We start from the raw sequence: 12611 nt of genomic DNA on the forward strand, positions 1-12611 counted from the left end.
ACATTCCCTAGTCTTCAAATTATATAATCTTATATTTAGTATAACTATCTTAGTTATAACCTTTGTCAAAATACCCGTTTTGGCTTGTTAATTACCAAAATCTATTTGTATTAATGGCAAGGGTTTAGACAAATATATTAAGGGGAATTTTGGCTTAATATTTTGGAGGTTTTAATGGTTTCTAATCCAGGTTTATAAACATCCTCTTCACAATCTAAAACTTCGGCTAAGTAGGTAGACAAGATAAAACCAAACTATGTAACGAAAAGTAAAATATCTGTATTTGGTTCGTAGTTGCGCTTTAGCGCTAAAACGCAACTACGAACCAGTGATGATTATTTGCACCCGCTTACTTAGTTGAAAATGCGTAAATACTTAGCCTAACTGTATTAGTGAGAATTTGTCAGTTAAACAATCAGGATTTTCATGAAACATTTACTGCGTAAATCCTAAATTCAAAACCAGCATTTTCGTAAAATATTCCTTTTTTTATGACTAAGAAACTACTTCGGATTGCACTGTTTACAGGATTGTACGCTCCTTTCTTAACTGGAGTTTCCGTAGCAGTCCACCAACGGGTTCGTTGGTTGCTAGAGCAGGGACATGAGGTTTTTCTAATCCATCCACAAATCAACGATCGCTACCCCAAAAATGTAGGCGATCGCCCGATGCCAGGTTTAAATGAAATTCAGTCTTTCTCCAATTTCTCTGCTTACGCATTCCCCACACAACCACTACTATTTTACAAGTCTCTGCCTCAACCGTTGAGCTATCGTCATTGGAGCGATACCAAGTTACTGGAGAAATTTCAGCCTGACATTATCATAGTTGAAGAAGCCGCGCAAATGAGAGGTTTATACTCATTTTTCTTGCAAGGTTATGGTCGCCCAATCGGCATTGAATACGCAAAACGAACAAGCACCCCAATAATATCACTCTTCCATACAGATATCGTTGCGTATATCAAATATTACTTTGGGGATAAATTCTTTAATTTGGTTCGTCCCATCATCCCCACTTTAGTTAAGCAATTTAGTGAGTCTTATGACTTCAATTACTTTTCTTCTAAAGAACAACTCACTAAATACGAAGAACTGAAATGCCAACGTGCCGAATATGTCCCTTATCAAGGCATTGATTGCGAAAAATTTCACCCGCGAAACATTTGTTATAACCCAATTCCTAACGACAACCGACCAACTCTCTTATTTGTGGGACGCATCACCCCGGAAAAGAATGTCAACCAACTACTTGATATATTTCCGCTGATCGCTGCCAAAATCCCTGATGTTCATCTAGTGATTGTTGGTAGTGGTCCACTAGATGAGGAAATTCGTCAGCGTGCTAAAAAGTTTGGATCGGGTATTACTGTATGGGGCGAGTCTCACGGTACAGAACTTTTAGGTTGGTTTGCCAGAGCGGATGTCTTTGTCAATCCCTCGATTACGGAAAACTTCTGCACTACAAATAACGAAGCACTAGCGTCTGGAACCCCTCTGGTTGCAGTTATTGCACCCTCAACCTCAGAACAGGTATCTCCTGGTCGTAACGGCTTTCTTGCCCAACCCAACAACCCCACAGACTTCGCCCAAAAGGTGATTGCGATTTTAGAAAATCCCGATTTGAAAGCAGATATGACTCGGAACGCTCGCCCCTCGATACTCGAATTTGATTGGTCGGCATGTATGCAAAAACTTGAAGAGAAACTTTACCAAATCGTTGAACAAGGCCAAAGCAGCAAATCATCCAGTCAGGGAAGGGTTAATCGAACTCACGTTAATTAGCGATCGGTATGCCTCTAATCACTGATTCGCCGGACATTTGTGGAAAACCCATACATGAGTGGTTGTTTGTTAGCGTCAATCACAAAAACAAAATTAGACATTGATTGTCCTCTGATTTCTCAGGTAAGTTTTTCCTCGTCAAAGTTGTTAGGGCTTGTCATGCTCAGTTCACTTCTTTAGCTAAGTACAGATATTTAAAACTGAACGATAGAGCAAAGAACTGGAAAGCATTCTTTGGTATCTTGACCCTTACAACGTAGCCCACTAGGGACTTAGACTGGCTACCTCTACAATGGTTTGCATTAGTTGTCCACTAATGTCCAGTGTTTAGCGGATAGCTTCAGTTTAACAAAGGCTGTTACTTCAAGGGTGCGATCAAAGACCGCGTAATAAGCTAAAAAACAAATAAGCTTGCATAACCCTCCTACCCACCAAAAACTCAAACAAAGCCTGCTTAAGCAGGCTTTGTTTACATAACCCCAGACCAAAACTCTGTGGGCGCTTTTATATTTTTGCAGCAGATTGAATAACTAATTTCAATCAACAGCCTTCTTCACTGCATTACTTGCATCTTCAGCTGTGCGCTTAACATTTTTACCAGCATCTTCAGCCCCACGCTGAACATTCTTTGTCACGCCTTCGGTTGCATTCTGGGTATTTCCCTTGAGATTTTCAATTCCTCGTTGAGTACCCTTAACTACGCCTTCTCCCAATTCATTAGCTGAACTGCCGATATCTTCACCCAAGTTCTTCACTCTTTCACCAAGGGGTGTACCTTGTTTGTAATTTCTACCATATTGTTCTGGGCTGTCAATTCCCTTCTGGTCAATATTTTTTTGAGAATTTTTTGCCAGCGCATCAGACCTGTCGTTAGCTGCCTTTTCATCTAATTTCGCTCTGGGATCTACATCACTAAAGTTATTCATCCCACCTGCCGGAGAGGAGAGAGGATAATCTTTTGTAGAATCGTATCGTTGAGTATAAGGTGACTCAGGCTGTGGTGGTTCTGTTGCTATTCCTGGGCTACTACAAGCTTGGGCCACAAATAAGAATGTTCCTGCCAAAAAAACAGTTAAAACTTTTAAGGGACGAATGCTTTTGAGCCAATTCATTGCTTTTTTCATACTTCTACTCCTTGCATTTTTGTGACTAAGTTAAACTTCAACCAAGATGGCATTTGCAATTAATTTTACATCCAAGGCATTCAGAAAAATAAGAGTTTTATCTGCCTACTGCTGGATTTTTTTGTAATTCCGGTCTAGCAGCAGCTTCATCACCCTTATCTTTCAAAAAGCCCGAAGCTTCTTCAAGATTCTCTTTTACAGTCTCAATCCGATCTTGAATCCGCTCTCCTACCTTTGGTTCATCCTGAATCAAACCACCTGGTTCAGGTTCTTGGAAGTCCTTGTCTGTGATAATTGGTAGTTCTGCTTCTTTCTCGATTCGACCTGCTGGTGTCTCAGCACCAGGATAGAGTATCTTCGATTCTCTATTTGTTGTAGCAATCAACAATTCCGAACTTGGTTGTAAGCTAGCTTGGTCGCGTCCCTGATTGGCTTTTGGATTTGTTATTTTTGGATCGGTAGACAATCTATTGTTGGTATAGTTGTCTCCTCCATTCTTATAAGGATTGTTTGCTCCACCAGCTTGTACAGCAGGATTTTGTGGATTTGCACCTTGAGCATTTGCCCCACTACAAGCAGTGCTAACTATCAACAATAGTCCAGCTAAAAAGATAGTTACTATCTGGCGCAATCTTATTTTTTTCAAGAATAGTCTCACAGCGTTCACGTAGTCCTCCTTACCAAAATATTAATAAGTTAAGAATTTGCTGAATCTTTGGAGTGGTCAGCAATTTGTGCTTGTTTTGGTTCGCTCATTCGATAACCTTTTTAAGGATATGAATAATAAAATCCACTTGACCTCTAGCGCAGGCTACATTTTAATTACTACAAAAATAATATTTTTATCTAACTCTAGAGAGATATAAAATAAGGTAATATAGGTTGCATAAAAAGAACTAAGTAGGTAGGCGTAATTAAACCAATTCGCAATTCGCTTTTTCGCCCATAGAGCCTCCGGCACGCTACGCGGTTTTCATGGCCCTTTGGGCTGTACGCAATTACGTTTTGTGACGGGGATTTAGATTGAGGCATCAAAACGTGCTGCCTGTAGAGACAGGGGACTTAAACCCCCAAAGTTCGTTAAATATAAGATCAAACCTCACCCTCAATCCCTCTCTTTATTATTGTCGGGGGAAGCCTGAGACAGGGTGAGGTTTTATATTTATCAACCTGTTTGATACTTCAAAAGCTTTGAATAAATAACTGATGTACTGTAATAGGTGAGGCATTGGCCCCTGGTTGCCCTAATCGTTAAATTACTAAATTCATGAAGCAATTTTTACGTTGGATAATTCTGGGCGGAACGCTGTTTTTTTTAGCGAAAGCTCTGAAAGATAATTGGATTGGAGTGACTGCTATCCGCATTGATGGGGTAGGATGGGCAATTATGGCGATCGCTACAGGCATCACTTTACTAGCACATACTTGGGCTGGCTGGATCTGGACTTGGATTTTGCAAGAGTTAAATCAACCTGTATCGCCTCCCCAATTGATCCAGGTTTATCTAAAAACGAACATAGCTAAGTATTTACCAGGTAATATCTGGCATTACTACGGGCGAATTGTCGCCGCCAAAAATGCCAATGTTTCTGCTGGTGCAGCCACCTTAAGCGTTTTGCTAGAACCCCTACTCATGCTAACGGCTGCTTTAATTATCATTGTCTTATGCAGTAGCCAATTTGCAGCAACTAATAGTAGTTTTGTTCTACAAATATTCCAATTGCTGAGTTTAGCTGTAGTCCTTTGTGCGATTCATCCTTGGTTTTTAAACCCCGTTATTCGCTTTTTCTACAGATTGAAAGCAAAAAAGTCTGCTGCTACCACTGAGACAACTGTTCCCTTGAGTCTTAAAAGCTATCCCCTACGCCCTTTGTTAGGAGAATTGGGCTTTATGGGACTACGCGCCACTGGGTTTATATTAACTATGTTCGCCTTGGGTTCGTTGAATGTGAATCAAATTCCTTTGTTATTAGGGGCTTTTAGCTGCGCTTGGTTATTGGGGCTTGTGATTCCGGGTGCGCCTGGTGGGTTAGGTGTGTTTGAAGCGACTGCGTATGAACTTTTACGACACCATTTTCCATCTGCTTTAGTATTTGGTGCGATCGCTCTATATCGCCTCATTAGTATTCTAGCTGAAACTGCGGGTGCTGCTTTGGCTTGGTTAGACGAACGCCTTGCTAAATCATGAATCAAACGACACTCATTTTTGTTTATCTACCTTCATCTGTGAAAACACCCGATAAGCATCCAGATTTAAGTACGGATTACTGCTTTGGTCTTTTTCCATCTTAATCAAGTTATATTCTACATTTTCTGTGTAAATTGCAAACGTTATATTAAAAATTTCCATAAAATTGATTACCCACTTACACTCATCTTCAGGAGATTTTTCGTAATAACGAATCAGATGAGCAATTTTAATCTCTAAATGCCTACGAGAATTTCTACAAATTAAAATAGTCTTTAAGAGGATAATAACCAATGTTAAAGAGTGACCTTGGGTAAGTAATAATATAAATAACAACGAAGGTTCTTTGCCGTTTTCTGTTGTCAAACAATCAATCACTCGATTACATGTTCTCAAAAATAATTCTTTAGTGATTACTTCTTGATTATAATCTTTCTTCCATAAAGATAATTTTTCGGCAAACTGCTGCCGCAAAGTCTTAACTAATTCTTGATTATCTACAGAGAAAAATAGATATTTTTCTATACTTTTTTTAAATTCTTCAAGGGTTTGTCCTTGAGTTTGCTTGATAAATATATTGGCAATATTCTCATGGCTAAACACACCTTTTTTTAAAACAATTGCTTTTATTAAATGCAAAACATTATCTCCTAACACACTAGGATTTTTGTAGCGTGTTGTGCTTGATGCGGCAGATTGAGAACGAGCAATATACATCGCCAATTCAAACTTAAATTTTTCTTTTATCTGTCTATAAAGCTTTTTGGCAGCTTCTTGTTGCTCTTTTGGATTATCATCATTAACAGATTGAGCAACTAATAAATAGGAAGTGTAACGATTAGCCCAATGACCTTTAGATAATTCGTCATATTTAGCAGCAAATAGTTTTATTTCTTGATAGTCTTTGCTGTTGATAAAATTATTAAGCCAGGTTTTGCAGATATTTATTGCTGGCAAATAATTTGGTTTTAATTCTAAATCTAGAATAATAAACAAGTTAACTAATTTTTGGATGTATTTTTCTTTTCTATTAGTTTTCCAATTGTTTATTATTATATATATACAGCGCTTAAGTGTATGATGAAAATCATCTTCTTTGTCATCTAAAAAAATCTTGTATATTCCAGGTATAGAATAACAAAATTCTGAATCAAGACCATCTAGAAATAAAGCTTTAAATTCGCGTAAAACTTCATCTGGCGACATTGCATGGACAATTTGTATGAAGAAAGTATAAACCTCTTCTTGTGCAAATTGCACATTTATCTGTCTAAAGGTAGACGTAATATAAAGGGGGTATTCCTGACTAATTGATAAACTATTAGCGGTCATTTCAGTTATCAGGATAAAAAGAAAAGGTTTAATGTTGGTATTATTATCAGCTTAACTTGGGTGAACACTAGCACCAATCTATTCTTGAGATATTCAGTAATCTTTTTACACAAATTTGATAAACTCCGCCTATAAATAAAGGATTAAACATAAATTGTTTAATCCTTTATCAAATCCTTCAGTGGAATTGCTTACTCTTATAAAGATTTTTATTTGCATACGCTACATGGGTAGAGACACGGTATTATCCATACGTGTCAGCTTAAGCTTAACTGTTGGCTTCCTCACCCGCCTGGAACTAAAGTTCTTTGGCTTTTAGCTAAAGTCTAGTTGAGTAGACTAAAGATTCTTAGGTATATACTTAGGAACGTGGATTAAATAAAATGCAAAACTTCATCCTCTATCTAGCTTCCCTCTCCAATATCTAGCTTCCCTCTCGAATATCTAGCTTCCCTCTCCAATATATCGGAGAGGGATTGAGGGTGAGGTAAGCTAAGGACATGAGTTTTAGGTTAAGTTGACACCAATGGGCATTACCGTGTCCCTCAGAAGTGTTCATCTATCATTATGCAAAAATACTCCTATACAAGGTATAAGAGTACTTTCGGTTCTAAAATGGGGGTGGAGGGACTTGAACCCACACGACCTTTTACGGTCAACGGATTTTCATTCTCCCGCAGTTTTCACTACTACCTGATAGTTTTAGCATCAGATTTTAAGAATTGGACTCTCCCTTTACCCTCGGCTTAACGTTAGGGTAGCTCCCGTCGGGTCTCTGCACCTTCCCTCAATTTTGGATTTTAGATTTTGAATTTTGGATTGTATACTAATCGCAAATCTAAAATCGCAAATCTAAAATTTTTGGGCTTGGCTCAGGATTGCCATGTCTGTCACCAGATTTAGGTTTCCCTGAGTTTGAGAGCTTCCACTTGAGGGATTTCTCCTTCAAGGCTCAATTATTTAAGTCCGTAGCGTCTACCATTCCGCCACACCCCCGCAGGTGTTTTGCAACTAGCATAACTAGTTATTTTTTGGAGGCAGCAAATACCTCCTCATCTATTCCACCATCAATTGTGTCTTTTGTCCAACTAGATTAAAAATATTTTTTCCAGATTGAGCGATCGCTTTTTAGAGTTGCAACTTTTCCAAGCTTCCTCGTAATCAATCTGGATGAGTTTTCTATCTTGTTGTGACTATAGCATTTATTTGTCAGCAGATTTTCTATTATAGCATAACACTACCTTTTGTCAATCAATTTGGACATAGAGGAATTTTGGGGTAGTTATATTGAAAGCATCATGACTATAGTTTCCTCAGTTTCGCTCTTCAGCCTATGATGGAAAACAGATGCTTAAGACTTGAAAGTTTATGATTGTCGCCCTGTTGTATCTGACTTTGGCTGGAGCTTACCTTCTGGTAATCCCAATTGCTATTTTGCTGTACCTGAAGCAGCGTTGGTATGTAGCTACCTCCATCGAGCGTACCTTTATGTACTTTTTGGTGTTCTTCTTCTTTCCGGGTTTATTGGTTCTATCGCCGTTTCTAAATTTTCGGCCCCAACGGCGACAAATTGAAGTTTAACTAAATTGGTAGGTCATAACTCTCATGCGACGGATTGACGCTATTGGAATTGGCTTGGGCGTTTTTATTGCTGGCGGCTTGGCTTATGTAGGATTACAGCTAGTCGGTTTGGATAATCAAAAAGCTGGTATATGGAGCCAAGTCTTACTAATCAGTGGGTTAGTTGGCTGGTTAGCCACCTATTTTTTCCGCGCGGTGGGACAAAAAATGACCTACCACCAACAACGGGAACAGTATGAGCAAGACTTTCTGCAAAAGCGGTTAGATGAGCTTAGTCCCGAAGAACTAGCACGAATTCAAGCCGAAATAGAACAAGAAGAACAATCTCAGGTGTAAAGTTATCATTGGTCAGTTGTTATTTGTTCTTTGTTTAGTTACAAATGACCAACGACTAATGACCAATAACCACTGACTAATGACTAATTACTAATGACTGCAATTTCTGATTGCTTTGAAACCCTTAAGCAAAATGGTGAGTGCGCTTTAATTCCGTTTATTACTGCTGGCGATCCAGATTTAGAAACAACAGCAAAAGCGTTGCAGATTCTAGATCGTAGTGGAGCCGACATTATAGAATTGGGTATACCCTATTCCGATCCTCTGGCTGATGGGCCAGTAATTCAAGCTGCTGCTACTCGCGCCTTGCAAAGGGGTACGAAATTAGAGCAGGTTCTAGAAATGTTGCAAGAAATTACTCCCAAATTGCGATCGCCTATTATCCTATTTACCTACTACAACCCAATTCTGCACCGGGGAATTGACAAATTTCTCTCTTTAGTTGCGGCTGCTGGGGTGGGGGGATTGGTAGTACCAGATTTGCCCTTGGAAGAAGCAGCAGGCTTGATCCAATCAGCTAGTGAGATGGGAATTGACGTAATCTTGTTGGTAGCGCCCACCAGTTCTGCCCAACGCATAGAAGCGATCGCTCATTCATCGCTTGGATTTATTTATTTAGTCAGCGTCACCGGAGTTACAGGGGTGCGATCGCAACTAGAAAACCGCGTGTCTGATTTACTCAAACAAATTCGTAGTGTTACTGATAAACCCATCGGTGTAGGCTTTGGTATTTCTGAAGCTGCACAAGCCCGTCAGGTAAAGGAATGGGGCGCGGATGCTGCGATCGTCGGTAGCGCTTTTGTAAAACGGTTAGCAGAAGGTACCCCAGAACAGGGACTTTCGGCGATCGCTCAATTTTGCCAAAGTCTCAAGGCTGCCATCAAGACCAACAGCACCAGTACAAATACTCCTCTTGATTAGACGGGAAAACTAGATTAAAAAAAGTATAACAGTGTAGTTTTTCTATGCTTTTGGTAGACAATTTGACCGTTATGGTTTTGAATATTAACATCAGATATCATGATGTAAAAAAACTAGCTGACCCGGTAGCTTATAGTTTGAGTATTATGTGAAGTCAAGTAGGCATAATTTATGAGTGTGAGAGTGAGTCAGTCACAAATGGTTATAATTAGGTCGCAATTGAGGAGCAAAGGCGATGAGTGAGAGTATGGCGTTTATCGGCGGGGTTGCCGTAGCTGGGCTGGCGGCTCTCGTATTGCTCAAAGGAACAAATACCCCCCTACAGTCTAACTTTGCTGTTGCTCCGCAAATGCCAGGGGCTGTAGTAGCGCCGGGAATACAGCCACAAATGTATCCTTATGGGCCTTATGGGCAACCAATGTATCCCAGTCAGCCATCCACTGGTGCCAATGCTGACCAGCGTGTGGAGATGGAGAAGCTGAACACGCAGATGCAGTTGGAACGTTTAAAAAACGACAATGAACAGCTGAAGGTGCAAAATCAACAACTCCAAGGTCAAGTTCAAAATTTCAATACTCAGCAGCAGTGGCAACAAGCCCAGCAGCAGTATAACCAACAAAAAGTAACAGCACTCCAGCCGCAAAATTCTTGGTGGTCTTCACCCGTGCTTTGGGCTGTAGGAGGCGCAACTCTCACTATTGGTGGTGGTGTTGTCGTTGCTGGCGTATTGGCTTTATTCTCACCTCGGCAGCGTCCAGCCCGTACTGTACAAGTGATTCACCCCTACCAAGGAAATACACCGCCTTTGGTTCCAGTGCGTCGCGCTGAGTTTTTGCCTGCTTCGCGGATGGAAGCAAGACGAGTTGAAGCCCCAGAATACGACGAAATGCACTAGCACCGCAAGCCGGAAGTCACGCATTCACGCAGTCAAAAGTTTTGTATATCAAGGCTTTTGCAAGTTTTAAAATTGTAGCTTGATTTACGCCACCCTCTACTAGTAGGGAAAATCAAACCACAGAGAAACACCGATTTAAAATCTCGTTTCCAGGTTATACCTGGAAATGTTTTTTATTGGGTTATACTCGGTTCGGTTAAACACTTATAGGACTTAAGTAAGTCGGCGCAAATAATCATCACTGGTTTGTAGTTGCGCTTTAGCGCATCTTTATCCGGATGCGCTAAAGCGCAACTACGAGCCAAATACAGAGATTTTACTTTAGTTCAACCCAACCTACATGATAGATTTTATTATAAGTAATTACCCGAACTTGATATTACTGCCGCAAATTCAGGAGGCAAAGTCTAATTTTAGGCATTAGCAGCAAGAGGGCTGGTAATGAGGTAAACAGTCTTTAAAAGCCACTTTCTGGAGTTTCTGTAGCATTAGGACTTTTTGTAGTGGCAGGTTGGTTAGTATTGGGAAGTTTATGTTGAGTAGTCTTTTGATTACCTTGATTTTCTAGTTTAGTTAGTGCCTGTTTTGCCAGATTTTCGGCTGCTTGTTTAAATAATGGTTCTATTCTGTTTCGCCAGTATTTAGTATTAGGCAACTTTTCTGGATGGTTTCTATAATCTAAAACTTTATCCCACTTACCATCATCTATTGCTTTGTTGATTTCATTAGAGAATGCCTCCGCCTTAGTCCAATCTTGCTGCCACTGGGCAATCATTTTGCCGGTTTCTTTGATACCAGAAGCGGCATTTGCTGGAACCGATTTTAAAAGTGCGATCGCTCTAACTATATCTCCTGATTCATACTTCTGTCTTGCTTGTTCTATAATATTGGCACTGTTATCAGTAGGCTGCGATCGCTCTATTTTACCAGCATCGTCAGTTGACCCCTTCGGCTTTTCTGGTAATGCAGTTATTACATCGCTAGATTTTGGTTTTCCCTTGGGAGTCGATCGAGTCGCAACCAAGCTACTATCATCTACAATCTTAGTTGCAATGCCTTTTTCGCGCAGGCAAGAACCCCATTCTTGATTATTGGTTATCACATACGAGCGTACCCAAGCCAAATCACCAGAGTTAAGTTTAAGTTCTATCCAACCTTGTTTTGTGCGTTTGCCAGTCACCTCGAAACTGGTGTTATCATCACCAACTGTTTGCACAATATCAGAATTTATCGAACTAGGTTCAGAACGAATATTAGAATTTCTGACGACAACAGCCGAGCATTTGTTTGCTAAGGCAGTATCCTTACCTGTAAGATTAAAAGCTAAATTTTTCACACTTGGAGATATATTTGCTACCAAAGCAGCCGTACCACCTGCCAATAATATCGCAATTAATATCGGCCATGGGTCGGATTTCTCAGAGTCTTTACGCGCAGGTTTAGCGGGGACAGGATTTGCTGGTGCAACTGCAACAGTTTGCAGTCGAGAAACTTGAGGCTGGGATTTGACAGTTTGGTAACTAGAAGTTTTGGCAGATTCTTGAGGTGGGGAAAGTGCTGGTATAATCGCCTCTTTACATGCTTGCAGCGCTTCCGTGGCGTTTTGGTAGCGGTCTTTAAAGTGATAACTCACCATTTTAGACAATATTGCCGCTAGTCGAGAGTTCACGGTTACAGATTGCTGCCAGATGATTTCGCCCGTATCCGGGTTTTCTTGCAATTCTGTTGCCTGTAATCCTGTTAATGCTTGAATAGCAATGATGCCAAGAGAATAGATATCGCTGTTGGGACGGGGTTTACCTTGCCCTTGTTCTGTGGGCATATAGCCAGGAGTGCCAATAACCACTGTGGCAGAGGGTTGTCCGCCCACTGTTACCAGTTGTGTACGCAGTTGTTTTACTGCGCCAAAGTCTACTAAAACTAACTTATTATCTGAGGCCCGGCGGATGATATTATCTGGTTTGATATCGCGGTGAATCACGCCTTGGCGGTGGACAAATTCGAGAATTTCTAGAACTTCTTGCAATAGTTGAATTACTTGGCTTTCACTCCAGCCCTTACCAGGTATAAGTTCTTCAGCTAGGGTATGTCCTTCAATATATTCTTGTACTAAATAAAATTCTTGGTTTTCGTCAAAGTATGCTAGCAGCCTGGGTATTTGGTCATGATTGCCCAGTTTTTCTAAAGTTTCGGCTTCGCTGTTGAACAGACGTTTAGCAGTATCAAAAACTCTAGGGTCAGTTCCGGGTTTGAGGTGCTTGACAACGCAGAGAGGATTGCCGGGACGCCTAGTATCTTGGGCAATGTAGGTTTGACCAAATCCTCCCATTGCGAGGACTCGAATTACTTGGTAACGATGGTCTAGTAGCTTGCCGATCATATTCCCTCCCCAGAGTTATTACCTAATTTTCCAGCTGGTAATAAATATCTCCAAATTTTCTTCAATGAAA

The 12611-nt window shown here is 40.4% G+C and carries 10 protein-coding genes; 6 read left to right on the plus strand and 4 right to left on the minus strand.

Features of this window, described 5'->3' with window-relative positions:
• Positions 1-491 precede the first annotated feature (491 nt).
• Positions 492-1784, plus strand: coding sequence for a glycosyltransferase (locus tag V7K73_RS14190; RefSeq protein ID WP_334880931.1), 1293 nt, complete (start codon positions 492-494; stop codon positions 1782-1784).
• Positions 1785-2320: 536 nt separating this feature from the next.
• On the opposite strand, the gene V7K73_RS14195 is transcribed toward V7K73_RS14190, so the two are convergent.
• Both V7K73_RS14195 and V7K73_RS14200 read right to left on the minus strand, forming a co-directional pair.
• Positions 2321-2908 carry a hypothetical protein gene (locus V7K73_RS14195; protein WP_334880933.1) on the minus strand — a complete coding sequence of 196 codons (588 nt, stop codon included), beginning with the start codon at positions 2906-2908 and terminating at the stop codon, positions 2321-2323.
• A gap of 97 nt (positions 2909-3005) precedes the next feature.
• A complete protein-coding gene (locus tag V7K73_RS14200) occupies positions 3006-3575 on the minus strand; it encodes a DUF6658 family protein (RefSeq protein WP_334880935.1) in 570 nt (189 codons plus the stop codon).
• A 600-nt stretch (positions 3576-4175) separates the two neighbouring features.
• On the opposite strand from V7K73_RS14200, the gene V7K73_RS14205 reads away from it, so the two are divergent.
• On the plus strand, positions 4176-5096 hold the full coding sequence (locus V7K73_RS14205) for a lysylphosphatidylglycerol synthase domain-containing protein (protein WP_334880937.1): 921 nt from the start codon (positions 4176-4178) through the stop codon (positions 5094-5096).
• Between the two features lie 12 nt (positions 5097-5108).
• Here the strand turns inward: V7K73_RS14205 and V7K73_RS14210 are convergent, their stop codons facing one another.
• Positions 5109-6428, minus strand: coding sequence for a hypothetical protein (locus V7K73_RS14210; protein WP_334880938.1), 1320 nt, complete (start codon positions 6426-6428; stop codon positions 5109-5111).
• A 1368-nt stretch (positions 6429-7796) separates the two neighbouring features.
• Here V7K73_RS14210 and ndhL point away from each other — a divergent pair.
• The 4 genes from ndhL (at position 7797) to V7K73_RS14230 (ending at position 10161) form a co-directional block, all read left to right on the plus strand.
• Positions 7797-8009, plus strand: a complete 213-nt coding sequence (gene ndhL, locus V7K73_RS14215) for an NAD(P)H-quinone oxidoreductase subunit L (RefSeq protein ID WP_334880940.1) — start codon at positions 7797-7799, stop codon at positions 8007-8009.
• A 24-nt stretch (positions 8010-8033) separates the two neighbouring features.
• The gene (locus V7K73_RS14220) at positions 8034-8345 is read left to right on the plus strand and encodes a DUF3007 family protein (protein ID WP_069069199.1); all 312 of its coding nucleotides are present in this window, start codon (positions 8034-8036) and stop codon (positions 8343-8345) included.
• Between the two features lie 93 nt (positions 8346-8438).
• Positions 8439-9266 (plus strand): tryptophan synthase subunit alpha, encoded by an 828-nt coding sequence (gene trpA / locus V7K73_RS14225; RefSeq protein ID WP_334880943.1) that lies wholly within the window; start codon positions 8439-8441, stop codon positions 9264-9266.
• Between the two features lie 235 nt (positions 9267-9501).
• Entirely contained in the window at positions 9502-10161 is a 660-nt protein-coding gene (locus V7K73_RS14230; protein WP_334880945.1) for a heterocyst differentiation related protein, read from the plus strand.
• Between the two features lie 457 nt (positions 10162-10618).
• On the opposite strand, the gene V7K73_RS14235 is transcribed toward V7K73_RS14230, so the two are convergent.
• Positions 10619-12541 (minus strand): serine/threonine protein kinase, encoded by a 1923-nt coding sequence (locus V7K73_RS14235; protein WP_334880947.1) that lies wholly within the window; start codon positions 12539-12541, stop codon positions 10619-10621.
• Positions 12542-12611: the final 70 nt, after the last annotated feature.

The sequence above is a fragment of the Nostoc sp. genome (assembly GCF_036916975.1).
GTDB lineage: Bacteria > Cyanobacteriota > Cyanobacteriia > Cyanobacteriales > Nostocaceae > Nostoc.

Coding starts and splice junctions, on each gene's coding strand:
- V7K73_RS14235 (WP_334880947.1), bottom strand. CDS start 12,541: ATGATCGGCAAGCTACTAGACCATCGTTACCAAGTAATTCGAGTCCTC.
- V7K73_RS14220 (WP_069069199.1), top strand. CDS start 8,034: ATGCGACGGATTGACGCTATTGGAATTGGCTTGGGCGTTTTTATTGCT.
- V7K73_RS14195 (WP_334880933.1), bottom strand. CDS start 2,908: ATGAAAAAAGCAATGAATTGGCTCAAAAGCATTCGTCCCTTAAAAGTT.
- V7K73_RS14205 (WP_334880937.1), top strand. CDS start 4,176: ATGAAGCAATTTTTACGTTGGATAATTCTGGGCGGAACGCTGTTTTTT.
- V7K73_RS14210 (WP_334880938.1), bottom strand. CDS start 6,428: ATGACCGCTAATAGTTTATCAATTAGTCAGGAATACCCCCTTTATATT.
- V7K73_RS14230 (WP_334880945.1), top strand. CDS start 9,502: ATGAGTGAGAGTATGGCGTTTATCGGCGGGGTTGCCGTAGCTGGGCTG.
- trpA (WP_334880943.1), top strand. CDS start 8,439: ATGACTGCAATTTCTGATTGCTTTGAAACCCTTAAGCAAAATGGTGAG.
- ndhL (WP_334880940.1), top strand. CDS start 7,797: ATGATTGTCGCCCTGTTGTATCTGACTTTGGCTGGAGCTTACCTTCTG.
- V7K73_RS14190 (WP_334880931.1), top strand. CDS start 492: ATGACTAAGAAACTACTTCGGATTGCACTGTTTACAGGATTGTACGCT.